At 69.4% G+C, this 15921-nt stretch carries 15 protein-coding genes; 3 read left to right on the forward strand and 12 right to left on the reverse strand.

Annotation, left to right across the window (positions count from 1 at the left end; translation table 11 throughout):
* Window positions 1–313 precede the first annotated feature (313 nt).
* From ACIBST_RS34645 to ACIBST_RS34675, 7 genes are all read right to left on the reverse strand, one after another.
* Window positions 314–1204: a hypothetical protein gene (locus ACIBST_RS34645; protein ID WP_397177806.1), complete on the reverse strand. Its 891-nt coding sequence runs from the start codon at window positions 1202–1204 to the stop codon at window positions 314–316.
* Window positions 1192–1737, reverse strand: a complete 546-nt coding sequence (locus ACIBST_RS34650; RefSeq protein ID WP_397177807.1) for a hypothetical protein — start codon at window positions 1735–1737, stop codon at window positions 1192–1194. Before ACIBST_RS34650 ends, ACIBST_RS34645 begins: the two co-directional genes overlap by 13 nt.
* A 170-nt stretch (window positions 1738–1907) precedes the next feature.
* Window positions 1908–2366, reverse strand: a complete 459-nt coding sequence (locus tag ACIBST_RS34655; protein ID WP_397177808.1) for an SRPBCC domain-containing protein — start codon at window positions 2364–2366, stop codon at window positions 1908–1910.
* A 60-nt stretch (window positions 2367–2426) separates the two neighbouring features.
* On the reverse strand, window positions 2427–2891 hold the full coding sequence (locus ACIBST_RS34660; RefSeq protein WP_397177809.1) for an SRPBCC domain-containing protein: 465 nt from the start codon (window positions 2889–2891) through the stop codon (window positions 2427–2429).
* A gap of 203 nt (window positions 2892–3094) precedes the next feature.
* A complete protein-coding gene (locus ACIBST_RS34665) occupies window positions 3095–4222 on the reverse strand; it encodes a sensor histidine kinase (protein ID WP_397177810.1) in 1128 nt (375 codons plus the stop codon).
* Window positions 4212–4844: a LuxR C-terminal-related transcriptional regulator gene (locus ACIBST_RS34670; protein WP_397177811.1), complete on the reverse strand. Its 633-nt coding sequence runs from the start codon at window positions 4842–4844 to the stop codon at window positions 4212–4214. Before ACIBST_RS34670 ends, ACIBST_RS34665 begins: the two co-directional genes overlap by 11 nt.
* 41 nt (window positions 4845–4885) lie before the next feature.
* Window positions 4886–5371, reverse strand: a complete 486-nt coding sequence (locus ACIBST_RS34675) for a hypothetical protein (RefSeq protein ID WP_397177927.1) — start codon at window positions 5369–5371, stop codon at window positions 4886–4888.
* A gap of 48 nt (window positions 5372–5419) precedes the next feature.
* Here ACIBST_RS34675 and ACIBST_RS34680 point away from each other — a divergent pair, with 48 nt between their 5' ends.
* Together ACIBST_RS34680 and ACIBST_RS34685 are read left to right on the forward strand one after the other, a co-directional pair.
* Window positions 5420–6154, forward strand: a complete 735-nt coding sequence (locus ACIBST_RS34680; RefSeq protein ID WP_397177812.1) for a trypsin-like serine protease — start codon at window positions 5420–5422, stop codon at window positions 6152–6154.
* 574 nt (window positions 6155–6728) lie between these two features.
* Window positions 6729–7070: a zinc ribbon domain-containing protein gene (locus ACIBST_RS34685; protein WP_397177813.1), complete on the forward strand. Its 342-nt coding sequence runs from the start codon at window positions 6729–6731 to the stop codon at window positions 7068–7070.
* A 182-nt stretch (window positions 7071–7252) separates the two neighbouring features.
* On the opposite strand, the gene ACIBST_RS34690 is transcribed toward ACIBST_RS34685, so the two are convergent.
* The 4 genes from ACIBST_RS34690 to ACIBST_RS34705 form a co-directional block, all read right to left on the reverse strand.
* Window positions 7253–8239, reverse strand: coding sequence for an aldo/keto reductase (locus ACIBST_RS34690; protein ID WP_397177814.1), 987 nt, complete (start codon window positions 8237–8239; stop codon window positions 7253–7255).
* An 11-nt stretch (window positions 8240–8250) separates the two neighbouring features.
* Entirely contained in the window at window positions 8251–8658 is a 408-nt protein-coding gene (locus tag ACIBST_RS34695; RefSeq protein WP_397177815.1) for a cupin domain-containing protein, read from the reverse strand.
* Between the two features lie 49 nt (window positions 8659–8707).
* Window positions 8708–9730: a zinc-dependent alcohol dehydrogenase family protein gene (locus ACIBST_RS34700; RefSeq protein ID WP_397177816.1), complete on the reverse strand. Its 1023-nt coding sequence runs from the start codon at window positions 9728–9730 to the stop codon at window positions 8708–8710.
* Between the two features lie 237 nt (window positions 9731–9967).
* On the reverse strand, window positions 9968–11230 hold the full coding sequence (locus ACIBST_RS34705) for a multidrug effflux MFS transporter (RefSeq protein WP_397177817.1): 1263 nt from the start codon (window positions 11228–11230) through the stop codon (window positions 9968–9970).
* Between the two features lie 100 nt (window positions 11231–11330).
* On the opposite strand from ACIBST_RS34705, the gene ACIBST_RS34710 reads away from it, so the two are divergent.
* Window positions 11331–12233, forward strand: coding sequence for a helix-turn-helix transcriptional regulator (locus ACIBST_RS34710; protein ID WP_397177818.1), 903 nt, complete (start codon window positions 11331–11333; stop codon window positions 12231–12233).
* Between the two features lie 152 nt (window positions 12234–12385).
* Here the strand turns inward: ACIBST_RS34710 and ACIBST_RS34715 are convergent, their stop codons facing one another.
* Window positions 12386–15775: an alpha-L-arabinofuranosidase C-terminal domain-containing protein gene (locus ACIBST_RS34715; RefSeq protein ID WP_397177819.1), complete on the reverse strand. Its 3390-nt coding sequence runs from the start codon at window positions 15773–15775 to the stop codon at window positions 12386–12388.
* Window positions 15776–15921: the final 146 nt, after the last annotated feature.

Consider the following 15921-nt stretch of genomic DNA (forward strand, 5'->3'; position numbering starts at 1 on the left):
AGCGAGGTGGCCACGGCGATCACCACAGGAAGCAGGCGGTGTGACAGCCGCCGTGGCACGCAGCGAAGGGACATGTCTCCCCAAGAACGGGGGCAACAGAACAGGGGCCAACGCATCGACGAGACAGCGGACGGGCAACGGCGAGTCGCCCGAGCTTGCGCTTTGTGCGATGCCGGAGGGAGTCCTGCATGCGCCGGCAAAGCCGCATCTCCGGAGTGCTGGAGCTTACGACGATGGGCAACGCCAACGGCGTGGCGCCGGCCTTGCGGGCATGGCGGACAATGCTGGTCCTCGAGGAAGATGCCTTGTTGGGTCACCAGCCGGCGGCGAAGAAGTCGATGCTGGTGTCCTTCCAAGTCAGCGCGTACAACAGGACGGCGTCGACGGCCATGATCAGTAGCGCCGTCAACACCGCCGGGCCCACGTCGGGCGGCGCGGAGGCCAGCAGCTCTTGCTGTGGGATCGAGGCCCGCCACAGGCCGATCATCGTGACCATCCCGCCTGCCAGGGCAACGGCGAACACGATGATCGCATAGGCGCGGGCCCACAACCTACCCTTGAGCAACCCTCTGACCAGCGCCACCGCCATGGCGGCGATCGCCAACGGCGGTAGTACTGATCCGCCGGCGTTCACCACCAGGTCCAGCGTGGCGATGACTCCCACCAGAGCGGCCGAACCCAGGAGGACGGCCGCCAGGACAACGCCACCCGGCGCCCGCCCCCGGGCCTGTGCGGCGGCACGGGCCTCAGCCCTGCTGATGCCCCGCCCCCGCAGGTAGGCATCGGCCTCCGGGCCGTAGGGCAGTCTGGCCACCACGACGGCCGCGGCGGCGTTGACCAGGACGGACAGCCAGACCGGCGCCGGGACCGAGGAGAGCCCCATCACACCGATCGCCAAGATGACCAGGAACGCCGCCAGCAGCCAGGCGGCGATGGCCAGCACCGGCCTGGCCTGACGCACGCCCCAATGCACGGCCACTGCCGCGGCGAGCATCGGCAGCGCCAACAGCAGCACCACGGGCCGTGTGCCGTCCCAGTCGTCGGCCGCCAGCACTCTCAGATCGATCAGGTGATCCACGATCGACAGCTCCGCGAGCAGGCCGCCAGCCAGCAGGTAGGCCAGGAAGGCGCACGCGTGCACGGTTTCGGGTACCACGCGCCGCCTGTCCTTGGCCACCGGAGCGGTAGCCATCATGCCGGGCATTCCTGCTTGACGCTCCACGCGGCGGATCTGCCCCAGCCGATCTTCACCGGATGACGCTGTCCGTTGTCGTCGCCGAACCAGATGCGAGTCACGCCTGCCCGCCTGGCGACGACGCGCCACGACCAGACGGGGCCCTCGTCGAGAGTGACGACGTCAGAGCCTCGCGGTGGCCGCGCGTTGCCGTACTCGAAGTGGAAGTTGATCTGGCCGGTGGCGAGGTTGCCTTTGGGCACGTAGAAGGAGTAGGCGCACGTCTCGTTGTGGAAGTAGGGCTGGTAGCCCACCTCCAGGCAGCGGTGCGAGCCGTTGGCGTAGGTCCAGTTCACAGACGTGCCGTTGTCGTCGACGCCGACGTTGTACTGGGCGTCCTTGCCGCCCGCACAACCCTGGGCGGCGTTGCCGAAGTCGAGCACCATCACCTTCGGCGGCAGGAAGGATACTCGCGGCCAGGCGGCCTGGGCGGGTGCAGCGGCGATGGACGTCAGGAGCAGCACGGGGACGGTGAGCACCAGGGGACGCGGCAAGGTGATCATGGATTTCTCCAGCGGTGGTGTTCGGAACGTGTGTCAGTGATGGCGGAGGATGCACGGTCTTGTCGCCTTGCCGCGCTCGTGCGAGGCATCGCCGCGGCGGCGGAACAGGGGCGAGACGAAATGTGCGACGGTCGGACGAGAGGTCCTGCGCGGACTGGACGCAAGACAGTTCAGGAAGTGATGGCGGCGGCCAACTCGAAGGTGAGGCCGAGCGGTTGGCCGGTTTCGATGAGGGTTTTGAGGTTGGCCAATCCCATCGGCCATGCCCGTGCGGTGAGGCCGGCCGTCACGCTCGCGGGATCGAGCTGGTCGTGAACCACTCGCAGGTGCGCCAGATGAGCCAGTTCGGTGAAGGTGTAGGTGACGCGGGAGGCCGGCTCGGCGCGTGCGGCCGGATCCCACAGCTCCTGCCAGGTGCGCACCAGCCGATAGGGCGCCCTCGCCTCCAGCACGATGCCGTCAACCATGACGGGGCCGTCGCCGATACGGCTGGGCAGGCGCGAGCCGACCCTCCAGTCCGAGTCGATGGTGGCGCCGAAGTTGACGTGCGCGCTGAGGCCGGAATCGGTGAAGGTGTTCCACACCTGCCGAGGTGTGGCGCGGATGTAGCTGTCGAAGGTGTAGGTCACGGGAACTCCGCAGACAAGAAGGCGGGCAGGGAGGCGGGCAGGGGGCGTCCAGGTGGGATGTCAGGGCGCGGCGGTCAGCGGCCGGCCGGTCTCCACCACGGTCTTCAGAGCGCTCAAGATCCACATCCACCCCTCGCCCGCCACGGCGCAGGCCGTGCGGGGCGCGTCATCCAGCCGGTCGTGGACGAGGGTGAGCAGGCAGGATCCGCCTTCTCGCTCCTGGATCGACCAGCTGACGCGACTGGCCTTCTCCTGCGCGACGTCCGCGTTCCACAGAGCGCGCCAGCTGGTCACCAGCGTCTGCGGGGGATCCCACTTCTCGATGAGGCCATCGCTCAAGGACTCGCCGTCAGGGCCCAGGACGCGAAACGGTGTTCCCGGTTCTCCCGTCGTCCGCACCTGACCGAGATGGTGCCTGCTCACCTCCGGAAGGGTGATGGCCTGCCACAGGTCAGCGGCGCTCGACTTGACGAAGATCTGGTACGTCTGTGGCGCTGGACGGTCATCAGGCATGGGGTCAGACATTCGGTTTCCCTTTCTGGCATCGCCGCCGTCATGCGAGGTCGGCCGGCCGTTCCCCGCATGCTGGTCCGGACGCTTCCTGCTGCCGATACGTTCCGCCCTTGACCGGTGCCGTCCCTTCGGTGCGGTTGGGCTTCATGGATGCCAGTGTGGGGAAGAAGATCACACCCGGACAGTCGGGAAATAGCGGGACACCAGCGGTGGTGTCATCGGGGGACACGCAGTTCGATCAAGGTCCCCTCCCCCGGAGTGGAGTCGATCACGCTCGTGCCGCCGATGTCGGCGATCCTGGCCTCGATCGACTCCCGCAGCCCCATCCCCGCGCCACGCGACTCGAAGCCGTTGCCCTGGTCCAGCACGCTGACCACGACGTCGCTGTGGCGCGCCTGCCCATGCACGACAGCCTGATCGGTGCCGGCATGCTTGCGGACGTTCGTCAGCGCCTCCCGCACGGCTCCGGTCACCGCCTCGACCGTCGCGATCGGCAGGACCACGCCGGCGGACTTCAGGCCGGCGGCGTGCAACTGCACGCTCAGCCCCGCCTGGTTGGCGTGTTCGACCACCTCTTCCAACGCGGTGACGAGGTTGTTGCCGGCGCTGTCGTGCTCGCCCCGCACGTAGCGGCGCAGCCACCTGGCCTCTGCGGCCACGTGTCGCTTGACCTGCTCATCGTTCACCCAGCCGTCGCGGACCAGGGCTTCCAAGGTCTGCAGGACCCGGTCGTGCAGGATGCGGCCGTTCCTGGCGCGTTCCTGTTCGGCGGCCAGCCTGGCCACCTGTCCTCGTGCCTCGTCCAGTTCGGCGGCGTTCCTGCGCAGCAGCGAGGTGACGAACCAGGCGATGCCTGCGTTGACCCAGAAACCGATCGTGTGCGGCAGCGCGCCCAGCCAGAAGAAGCCGCTGGCGGCCTGCATGTACAGATAGGCGGCGGCCAGCGGCGCGGTGGCGGCAAGGGCGCCGGGCAGCGTGCGCACGCACACACCGATGCCGATGGACACCAGCAACATGTACGGCAGCAGGAAATCCGGTCCCGACCCCCGCAGCGCGGCGGCGGCGACCACCGTCATCCCCACCCCGACCCCGGCGGTCAGCACGGCGTCGGCCGCGACGAGCCGCCCGGCCGGAGGCCGGCGGCGCAGCCGGCACGCCATGACCACCACGGCGCTGGTCAGCCCGAGCACCGCCAGTGCGGCGCCGAAGCCGGGAATGTGCCTCCGCCATCCGCTGTCACCCACGTAGTTGAGTGCGACCACCTCGGCCAAGGCTCCGACGCGGAAGAGGATCACCGTCCAGGCCAGTACGGCCTCGGTACGGGCGCCGGCCTCACCGGCCACTCATGCCCCGCTCGGCGATCCGGTCCAGGGCGGCGGCGATCAGCTGGGCCTTGTTGCCCACCTGGAGCTTGCGCCGGATGCGCTCAATGTGGGTGTCGACCGTGGACTTCTTGATGCCCATCCGGCGGGCGATCTGGTCGTAGGTGAAGCCTTGCGCGATATGGGTGAGCACCTCTTCCTCGCGCGGCGCCAGCGGCACGGCGGGGGCGGGCTTGGTCAGCGCCGACATCCGCGCGTGCAGGATGTCGGCCAGCTCGGCCGACAGGTAGAAGCCGCGGGCCGCCACGACCCGGATGGCGCTGGACAGGAGCTCGGCCGGCTCGCTCTTGGTGACGTAACCCCGTGCCCCGGCTCGTACGGCGGCCACCAGATCGGCGGGCCGGGCCGAGGCGGAGATCACCAGGATGTTGTACAGCTGCGACAGTTCGGCGATGGCGGGCACGCACGGCTCGTCACCCGCCAGGTAGAGGTCGAGCACCAGCACGTCGAGTTCCGGCTGGGTGCCGATGGATGCCAGGTCGCGCCCGCTGAGCACGACCGCGAAATCCTCCGACTGCGCCAGGACGTGCTCAAGCCCATGTCGGATGAGATCGTGATCGTCGATGACACCGATCGTGATCATGTCCCGCTCCTGCATATGTCACCCTGATCCAGGAGATGATCTCACGGCAAGTCCTCACTTGGAGGGACAAGAAGCGAGGGGGACGAGCGCGGCCCCACCAGGTCGGGTCGCTGCCCGTCACCTGGGCGCGACGTCCACAGCTGACAGAACGCCAGGCCCTGCTCGTCGCAGCTGCGGGCACGTGGCAGCACGGCCGGAACGGGACCGTACAGGGCCACAAGATCGGCCAGCGGCGCATCGACGAAGCCGAGCATCGCCATGATCGCCACCTGATCGGCGTTCAGATGCTGATGGGAGATGGGAGCGTGATGGGCGATCTCGTTGCGCAGCACGCGCAGAAACTCCAGCTTGCGGTGCAGCGCGTGGCGGCCACCCCGATATCCGGGAAAGGCCTGGTAGAGCGTTGTGCGCCACAGGCGCTGGTCGTAGTGGTTGCCGCGCCCGATCAAGCTCACCCAGAACCCGAACGGCAACTCGGAGACCACTTCGGAAGAGGTGGGCGTCAAGCCTTGCCGGCCCAGTGCCACGCCCGTCAGCCCGGTCTCCTCTCGCAGTTCACGCAGCGCCGCCTCCTGATGGCTCTCCCCGTCCTGGACACCGCCGCCCGGGGTGGCCGCTGCGACGACCAACCCCTGTGGTACGGCGGTGTCGCCATCCGCAACACCGCTTTCGGCCCGCCCTCGCCCCGGCAGTGCGGAGGCAACGGCCAGTGGTACTACCACTGCACCGGCGGGTTCGGCGTCACCCTCGGCACGACCCGCTACCTGTTGACCGCCGGGCATTGCGCCGGCGACCAGGACTTCTTCACCGACAGCACCGGCGAGAACAACGAGGGAGGCCAGATCGGCCCGGTGCGGCGGGAACATGTCGGGCACGACCTGCTCCTGGTCGAGGCGGCGACGGCGGGACGGATCTGGGACGGCACGCCGGGCGTGAGCGACTTCACCAAGCCCGTCAAAGGCTGGCTGTGGGCGGCCCCGGGACAGTTCGTGTGCTTCTCCGGCACCACCTCGGGCGCCCGCTGCGGGCACTACGTCGACGCGTACTACAGCTGGATCTGCGATCCGGACGGCGACATCTACGGCAACTACGAGTGCTACGAGGACCTGATCTCAGCCGCGGGGCCGGGTTCTCAGCACGGCGACAGCGGCGGCCCGGTCTTCAGCCTGACCGGCGACGGGAGCCAGGTCATGGCCCTCGGCACGGTGACCGGCAACATAGACCTCGGCCTGGGACTGCGCGAACTGATGTTCCAGGACTTCGGCACCGCGACCCGGGACTGGCCCGGCCTGGACGTCATCACCGGCTGACCCGCCCGCCGCCTCCCCGGACCGTTCTTGAGACGATTGGACTGAAGCTGCCGGGATCCCGTCTGATCACCGAGATCAGACGGCATCTTGTCGTTACATGTTCTGTCGCAGCGAAGACTGAGCACGGTCATCGAAGGTTGAGCACCACTACGGTGTCTCATCGAAGATTGAGTGACTACCGGGCTTGAGTTCCAGGAGAGAGGGTGGGAGAACCGACGGGTGCGTGCAGTGATCTCGTACTCGGCGCCTTCGACCTGGAGTTCTCCGATGGTGAGCGGCGGCCGAGGATCCGGTGAGGCCGCTGCTGACCACAGCGGGATCAGGTGCTGGCGCTACTTCACCGGCACCGGGCCGAGCGGGCGATCGCCGTCTTCGGCAACCGCCTTCTCGACCCGCTCGCCGGGACCTCGGGCCGCCCCGACGTCTCCCAGGTCGCCGGTGACGCGGCGGGTCCACCGCGTCCGACAACGCCGACGGCCGAGCCGTGCCGGTCGTGGGCATGGTCCGGTCGCTTTCCTCACGCAGTTGATCCCGCAGCTGGTCCGCGCGGATCCACCCTGGCGGTCCTCGACCGATGGTTTCCGCCCAGCAAGACCTGTTCGGCCTGCGGGCGGCAAACCCACGCCTCACCCTGGCCGATCGGGTGTTCATCTGCGGGTGCGGACTGACCTTGAACCGGGACATCAACGCGGCCCAGAACATCGCCGGCCACGCAGTCGCCGTCCCCGCGCCCGTCGCGGAGACCGTCGCGGAGACCGTCGCCCCCCGACAGGGGGAGACGCAAAACGCCCGCGGAGCTCCGGTAAGTCCCCCGCCTCACGAGGTGGACGGCACGAAGTGGCTGGTGCGGCCGATGATGTCGTTGCCGGAGCATGGGCTGCTTGGCCGGTGCCGCCAGCCCCACCGCACGCTGTGACGGTGAGGAGGACCGCCAGCGCGGTCCTGGAGACTGACTGATCATCGCGGGTGGCATCTTCGGGGGTTCGGGGGTTGGCAGGGACCGGCCCCGACCCGGAAGACGGGCCGAGGCGCCGGTTCGGTGCAGGAAGGTCAGCGGCGGCGCGGGAGCTAACTGCGGGCCGGCGGCATGCGCCTGGGTCACCAGGCGTATGCCTGGGGGGCTTCTCCTCCCGGCCCCGGCCAGATGTCGTCGAGCTCACGGAGCGTCTCCTGCGACAGGACGATCTCCAGGGCGCGCGGGCTGTCCTTGAGCTGCTCGACGGTCCGCGGGCCGATGATGGCGGCGGTCAGGACGGGGTTGTGCAGCAGCCAGGCCAGGGCGACGTCGGCGGGTTGCTCGCCGAGGTCGGAGCAGAGGACCTCGTAGCGTTCGAGCTGGGGGCGGTGCTGCTCGATCTGCTGCCGGATCTGGTCGCCGGCGCGGCGGCCCTCGCTCACCTTGCGCAGGACGCCGCCGAGCAGCCCGCCGGCGAGCGGGCTCCAGGGGATGAGGCCGATGCCGTAGTAGCGCAGCGCCGGGATGACTTCCAGTTCGACGGTGCGGGCGGTGAGGTTGTACAGGCTCTGCTCCGAGACCAGGCCGAGCAGGTTGCGGGAGGTGGCGGCGTTCTGGGCGGTGGCAATGTCCCAGCCGGCGAAGTTGCTGCTGCCGATGTAGGTGACCTTGCCCTCGCGCATGAGCTGGTCCATCGCCTGCCAGATCTCCTCCCACGGCGTGGCACGGTCGACGTGGTGCATCTGGTAAAGGTCGATGTGGTCGGTCTGCAGGCGGCGCAGGCTCGCCTCGCAGGCGCGGCGGATGTGGTAGGCCGACAGGTATTTGTCGTTCCGTCCGAGCCCCATCGGCTGGTAGACCTTGGTCGCCAGGACGATCCGGTCCCGGCGGCCGCCCTGGGAGAGCCAGCGGCCGATGATCTCCTCGGAGAGGCCGTACCCCTGGTCCATGTCCGGCCTCTGGGGGCCGCCGTAGACGTCGGCGGTGTCGAAGAAGTTGATGCCCGCCTCGACCGCGGCGTCCATGATCTGGAAGGCGGTGGGTTCGTCGGTCGCGTCGCCGAAGTTCATCGTGCCCAGGGCGAGCCGGCTGACGCGCAGCCCGCTGCGGCCCAGGTGCTCGTAGTCCATGTCGATCCTCTTCAGGGTGCTTGGCGGGTGGCGGCCGGCGTCGCGGTGTAGTCGGCGTCGGTGACGTGCTCCAGCCAGGCGGTGTCGTCGCCTTCCCACAGGGCCAGGTGGGTCATGAAGTGGCCGGGGGCGGCACCGTGCCAGTGCTCCTCGCCCGGCGGGGTCCAGACGACGTCGCCCGGATGGGCCTCGATCAGCCGGCCGCCGCGGGACTGGATCAGCGCGACGCCTTCGACGATGAACAGCGTCTGACCGAGGCCGTGGGAGTGCCAGGCGGTTCGGGCGCCGGGCGCGAACCTGACCATGTTCGCGCGGGATCGGGACGGGTCCTCGCCGCGGTGGATGACGTCGAACCAGACGTCCCCGGTGAACCATTCGGCTGGTCCCTTGGTGGTCGGTGGCTGCTTCAGCAGTTCCATGGCCGGTCCTTCTCGTGGTCGGTGATCTCTTGCGAAGGGATGGGGGCCGTCAGGGGCGCAGCAGGGTCTTGACGGCGCGGCGTTCGTCCATCGCGCGGTAGCCCTCGGCGGCGTCCTCCAGCGGGAGGTCGAGGTCGAAGACCTTGCCCGGGTCGATCGCGCGGTTCCAGATCAGGTCGATGAGCTCGGGCAGGAAGCGGCGTACCGGGGCCGGGCCGCCGTGCAGGTGGACGCCGGAGAAGAACAGCTCCTCGCCCGGCAGTTCGACGTCGTGGGCGACCCCGACGTAGCCGACGTGCCCGCCGGGCCGGGTGGCGCGGATGGCCTGCATCATCGACTCCTGGGTGCCGACGGCCTCGATGACCGAGTGCGCGCCGAGCCCGCCGGTCAGCTCCTTGAGCCGGGTGACGCCCTGGTCTCCGCGTTCGGTGACGATGTCGGTGGCGCCGAACTCCAGGGCGAGCTTCTGCCGGTCGGCGTGGCGGCTGAAGGCGACGATGCGTTCGGCGCCGAGCCGCCGGGCGGCCAGGACGGCGAGCAGGCCGACCGCGCCGTCGCCCACGACGGCGACGGTCTTGCCGGGCCCGGCCTCGGCGGCGACCGCGCCGAACCAGCCGGTGCCCAGCACGTCGGAGGCGGTCAGCAGGCTCGGGACGAGGTCGGCGTCGGGCATGGCGGGGGTGGCGACCAGGGTGCCGTCGGCCAGCGGGATGCGGGCGTACTGGGCCTGGGTGCCGATCGCGCCGATCGGTTCGGCGTGCACGCAGCGGGACTGGTAGCCGGCCCGGCAGATCTCGCAGGTGTTGTCGGAGGCGAAGAACGAGCCGACGACGAAGTCGCCTGGCTTGATCGTCTTGACCTGGTCGCCGGTCTGCTCGACCACGCCGACGTACTCGTGTCCCATCGGCGCCGGCGCGTCGGACCTGTCCACGCCTCGGTAGGGCCACAGGTCCGAGCCGCACACGCATGTGGCGGTGATGCGGATGACCGCGTCGGTGGGCCGGACGAGCGCCGGGTCGGGACGGTCCTCGACGCGCACGTCGCCGGGGCCGCGCAGAACTGCTCCACGCATGAGTGGTGTCTCCTTCGAGTGTTGGGTGACGGCGGCGGATCAGCGGACTCCGTCGAGCGTCGAAGGCCCGACGCCCAAGGTGCCTCGCCGGCCGGTGGCCAGATGTCGCGGCCGAACCGGCGCCGGCAGCGTCCCGCACGGTTCCCCAGCAGAGGAGGCATTTCCCCCGATAGGTGAGGCATGAACAGGCGAGAGGAACTCTTTCCCGGCATTTAGCCCGGCGTCCGCACGACGTGCTCACCGCGTCGGCGCGGCGGCGAGCTCGGGTTCGGCGGCCGGGGACGGCCGCGCCGTCCGGGCGGGATGCCGGGGGCTGAGAGCGGCGCAGGCCGCCAGCGCGAGCGCGATCGAGACGACGGTGACGATCCCGAGCGGCAGCATGCCGTCCGCCCCGGCCAGGCCGACGAAGGGGGCGGCGACACCGCCGAAGGCGAAGCGGGCCATGCCAAGGAGCGAGGAGGCGGTGCCCGCCATGTGCGGGTATCCGGCCAGGGCCAGCGTGGTGGCGGGCGGGGTGGTGGCGGCCACGCCGCTGACCATGATCAGCAGCGAGACGATCACCACGGCCAGCGGCAGCGTCCACAGCCCGGCGGCCAGCAGGCCGAGCGCGCCGAGCGCGCACATGGCCAGGCCCACGGCCAGGGGGCCGCGCACGCTCCACCGCTCGCTGCTACGCCCGGCCAGGTAACCGAAGACCATGAACCCGGCCGAGTTCAGCCCGAAGGCGAGCGCGTACTGCTGCGGCGACAGGCCGTAGACGCCCTGCAGGACGTAGGTGGCCCCGGCCAGGTAGGCGAACAGGGCGGCGTTGACGAACCCCTGCAGCAGCACCGCGCCGGTGAAGACGCGGTCGGCCAGCAGGGTGCGGAAGTCGCGGCCGGTTCGGGCGAACCCACCCGTCGTACGGCTCGTCCGGGGCAGCGTCTCGCGGTAGCCGAAGGCGATGAGCGCCAGGATGAGCGCGCCGATCACCGCCAGGAGCGTGAACAGTCCGCGCCAGTCGGTGACCCGGGCCAGCTGGCCGCCCACCAGCGGTCCCACGATGGCGGCCAGGCCGCCGAGCACGGTCATGCGGCCGTAGTAGCGGATGAGCTTCCCGCCGGAGTAGAGGTCACGTCCCGCCGCCTGCGCGATCACGATTCCGGCGCCGCCGGCGAGCCCCTGGACCAGCCGCGCGATGATGAGCGTCTCGATGCTCGGGCTGAGGGCGCACAGCAACGAGGTCGCGACGTAGGCGGCCAAGCCGACGTACAGAGGCCGGGCGCGGCCGAACCGGTCCGACAGCGGCCCTGCGACGAGCTGCCCCAACGCCAGCCCGATGAGGCAAGCGGTGACGGTCAGTTGCGCCATCGACGTCGCCGCGTTCAGCTCGTCCGTCAACGCGGGCAGAACCGGCAGGTACAGATCCATCGAGATGGGACCGAACACGGTCAACAGGAGCAACAGCGTGGGCAACAGCCGGGAGGCCGGCTGCGACGTGGATGGAGATTGATTGAGCACTACTCCAGTCAAAGGGCCCCGGCGGCAGGGCGGGAGTCTCTGTCAAGGGGTGTACCGACAGGGCATCCCAGACCTTCCAGACCGCCTCTACGCTGGGATTATGGATAACCGCCGCGAAGTCCGCGAGTTTCTCACCTCGCGCCGGGCCAAGGTCACGCCCGAGCAGGCCGGCATCCCGGGCGGCGCCAACCGGCGGGTGCCCGGCTTGCGCCGCACCGAGGTCGCCATTCTCGCCGGGGTGAGCGTCGAGTATTACGCCAAGCTCGAACGCGGCCAGATCGCCGGCGCGTCCGCGTCCGTCCTGGAGGCGATCGCCCGGGCGCTGCACCTGGACGACACCGAGCGCGCCCACCTGTTCGACCTGGCCCGCGCCGCCGACGGCATCCCCGCCTCCGGCCGCCCGCGCCGCCGCGCCACCCGCCAGAGCGCCTCCCGCCCCAGCCTGCACTGGGCGCTGGAGGCCATCACCGACGGCGTCGCGTTCGTCCGCAACCCCCGCCAGGACCTGCTGGCGGCCAACGCCCTCGGCCGCCGCTTCTACGCGCCCGTCATCGGCGACGGCGGACGCACTCCCAACCTGGCCCGCTTCCAGTTCCTCGACCCGTCCTCCCGCGACTTCTACCCCGACTGGGACCTGTTCGCCGAGATGTGCGTGGCGATCATGCGGGCGGAAGCCGGCCGCGACCCGCACGACCGCGCCCTGCAGGACCTGGTCGGCGAGCTCTCCACTCGCAGCGACACGTTCCGCACGCTCTGGGCCGCACACGACGTCCGCACCCACGGAACGGGCACGAAGCGGTTCAACCATCCCGAGGTGGGCGAACTCCTCCTCGCCTACGAAGAACTCGCCATCACCGCCGAACCCGGACTCGTGCTCATCATCTACACCGCCGAACCCGGCTCACCCTCCGCCGAACGCCTGCGCCTGCTCGCATCCCTGGCCGCCCAGCAGCCGACGAACGCCGGCGACGACGTCGCCGGCGCCCATCCGGGATCGCACTGAACCCCCGCCCGCCTGACGATCTCCTCGATGTTCCACCGTGCTCATTGCCCTGACGTTCGGCCGCCCTCCTCCTTGGGCGGTTCATCGAATGGGGCCGGGGTGGCAGGCCGGCCAGGGGCGCGCCGGCGGGCGGCCCGCCCCTGGTCGGCGGGTCAGCGTTCGGTGAGGCGGATGAAGGTGACGGAGTTGGCGGGGAAGTCGTAGGTGAAGGCGTTGGAGAAGCCGTTCAGGTGGCGTTCAACCGGTTTGATCCTGGTCGGTTCGGCGAGGGAGTTGGCGTCGCCCGGAGCGCCGGTCATCGAGGTCACCGTGGCGGACGGGCGAAGGCGGGGACCCTTCAGGGTGACGGTGCTGCGCACGCCGGTCGCCTGAGCGTTGACGACCTTGAGCGTGACGTTGTCACCGTCTCGCGAGACGACTTGGTAGAGCGGCTCCACGACGGCATTGTCGGCGAACTCGTTGATCTTCTGGCCGTCGAGCCAGGTGGTGATCCTGCGTCCGTTCACCTGGATCTTGATCTGGTAGTCGCGCCCGGTCTCGATGGTGGTCGGGGAGGAGGCGATCTCCGACCTGCCGCCGCCGATGCCCTTCTCGACGGCGGACCGAGTGTTGTTCCAGCCGCCGAGGTTCCACCAGTAATAGGTGTCGCCCACGCCGAACATGACCAGGAATCCCTCGGCGCCGCCGGTCTTGCGGGCCTTGACCTCCATCGTGTAGTTCGACCAGTCAGGTGAGCCGGCGGTGGATCGGGCGTCGGTGACGTCGGCGGTCTGGACGTAGGCGCCGTCCTGCACGGCCCATGCTCCCTGGCCTGGAGTCCACTTCTCGCCCTCGCCGGAGAAGTCGTCCGAGAACAGTGTCGTGCCGTCGGCGGCGGTGACCTTGACGTCGTCGTAGCGGACCTGGGTGCTCCACGAGCCGAGCCCGATGCCGCCCGTGATGTCGGCCGGGGACTTGGTCGCGCTCTCGAACGTGCTGGGCTGGATCCGGTCGCCGAGGTTCGTGGAGAACAACTTCTGCACGTAGTAGTTCGCCGATCCGAAGACCTGGTCGTTGTCGTACCAGATGAGGTCGGGGAACCAGTTCACGTAGTCCACGTTGGCCAGCAGCGGCGCGTACGACGCCAGCTCCACCACGTCGGAGTTGCGCTCCAACCCGGTCATGTACGACGCCTCCGCCAGGGCGTTGCCGAACGTGTTGCCCTGCGAGGCGTACTCGCCGGCGAACACCTTCGGCCCGTTGCGGTCGTAGGAGTCGTAGCGGTGGCTGTTGGTCAGGAACCAGCCGGGGCTGCTGTAGTAGTGCTCGTCGACCAGGTCGGCCTTCTGGTCGCGGGCGAATTGCCACATTTTGTCGAACCAGGCGCCCTGTGGGGCTTGCCCCGAGTTGCTGATGATCTTAATGGTGGGGTGCTTGGCCCTGACCGCGTCGGCGAACTTGGGATAGTTCGTGAAGAACTCGGGGTAGATCTCCTCGTTCCCGAGGCCGATGTAGTCCAGGCCGAACGGCTTCGGGTGCCCGAGCGCGGCCCGCTTGGCGCCCCACTCGGAGGTGACCGGGCCGTTGGCGAACTCGATCAGGTCGAGCGTGTCCTGGACCCACCGGGCCAGCTTGGCCTCGTCGGTCAGCGGCTGGTTCACGTTGCAGCCGTTGACGCCCACCGACAGCACGGGCAGCGGCTCGGCGCCGATGTCCTCGGCGAACTGGAAGTACTCGTAGTAGCCGATGCCGTACGACTGGTTGTAGCCCCAGAAGTTGAAGTTCGTCGGCCGCTCCTCGACCGGGCCGATCGTCTCCTTCCACTGGTAGATCCGCCGCCGGTCCTGCTTGTCGGAGTAGGGGTCGTAGGTGCCGACGTTGGTCACGCAGCCGCCGGGGAAGCGCAGGAAGCCCGGCTTCAACTCCGCGATGGCCTTGGCCAGGTCGGCTCGCATGCCGTGCCCCTTGAAGGTGTCATGCGGGAACAGCGAGACCATGTCCAGATCGGTGCGCCCGCTCGGCGCCTGGACGACCAGGCGACCGGCGTCGGTCGTCGCCGTCGCGGTGAACCACGCTTCGTACTTGGCCCAGCCGCCCGCCTTGACCCGCAGGGCCGCCGTGCCGAGGACCGCCGTGCCGTCCTCGACGGTCACCGTCAGCGTCCCCGCCTCGGTGCGCCTGGCCCAGAACGACAGGTCGTAGCGGGCGCCCCTCTTCAGGGGCAGGCCGCGGTTGAACCCGGCGTTGCTCACCCCGGCCGTGCCGTCTCCCGTGACGTCGAGACGCAGGTAGTTGCGGTTGTTGGAGTTCAGCGGCTGATCGCCGGTGACCGCGAGGGTGGCGCTCGCGCCGCGTTCCGTCTTGCTCCACGCGGTCAGGCCCGTGTAGGAGGCGTGGTCCTGGTCGTTGAACTCGAACGAGCGGTTCTGGACCAGCTCGGCGTACAGGCCCCCGTCGGCGGCGTGGTTGATGTCCTCGTAGAAGACCCCGTACAGGTTGGGACTGACCTCGGTGCCCTTGGCCTTGGTGTCCACGGTGAGCGCGCCGGACGTGTAGCCCTCGATCGTGAATCTCGTGATCGCCGGGCCGGTGACGAGAGCGCCGTCGCTGACGGAGACGTTCTTGCCGCTGGAGGAGAGCTTGACCTTGCCGCCACCGGCGTCCTTGAGCTGGAAGACCGAGGGGGTCGCGCCCAGCCGCACCTTGTCGCCGGCCTCCAGGTATTCCCCGGACGCGACGTCCTTGAGCGCCAGTCCGCCGTCGCGCGGCTCGGCGGTCATGACAAGGCCGGTCATCGGCGCCCTGTCCGAGGCCCGCACCACGCCCGACTTGCTGACGGACAGGTGGGGCGCGTCGACCGCCTTCAGCGTGAACTGCCCCTGCGGGCTCACCGGCCGTCCCTCGGCGGCCTTGACGGCGAAGTAGTCGAAGTCCGCGCGGATGGGCGTCCCGTTCTGGGCGGACAGGCCGTAGAGGCCGACCTGCTTGATGTCCATCTTCGCGGTGGACCTGCTTGCCTCGATCCACGCCGAGCCGTTCCAGTAGGAGGCGACGAACTCGTCGCCGGTCCTGGCCAGCCTGAGGATCTCGCCGGTGGATCCCGGACGGGTCTTGAAGCCGGCGGTGTAGCTCGCGCCGACCTCCGTCCCCGTCTCGATCACGGTGCCGCCGGAGAAGCTGACGTGGGCCAGCCCGGTTCGTACGTAGTTGTCCCAGTCCTGCCAGGCGACCAGGCCCGCGTTCTGGTAGTCCAGCGCGACGGGCGCGCTGAGCTTGGTGATCACCTCGAAGTCGCCGGCCGGAACGTCGACGAGGAAGACGTTCTTGGCGCTGTTGCTGCCCCCGTACGTGTCACCGGGGGAGGTGTCCAGATGGAGCGCGCCGCCTGACAGCGACCAGCGGGAGTCGTCGGGAGACAGGACGCTCCACTCCTGCCCCAGGCTGTCGCCGTCGAACTGGTCGACGGCTGCTCCTCGAGGGATGGGATCCGCTGAGGCGGACGCGGGCGGTGGTGCCGCGAGGAGGGTGGCGACGAGCGTGACCGATAACGCGATGCGTTTCATGGTGAAGGCTCCTCAGGGATGTTAGCGCTAACAAACTGGACCCGGGAATGGCTGTGTCGTGCGGCAGGAAGGGGAGCTTCCTGGTCGAGGGCCGTGCGGGAACCGGATGCATTCTTCGACGAAGAGCGTGGTCCCCGGGGCGTCGG

It is taken from the genome of Nonomuraea sp. NPDC049684, assembly GCF_044465345.1.
GTDB lineage: Bacteria > Actinomycetota > Actinomycetes > Streptosporangiales > Streptosporangiaceae > Nonomuraea.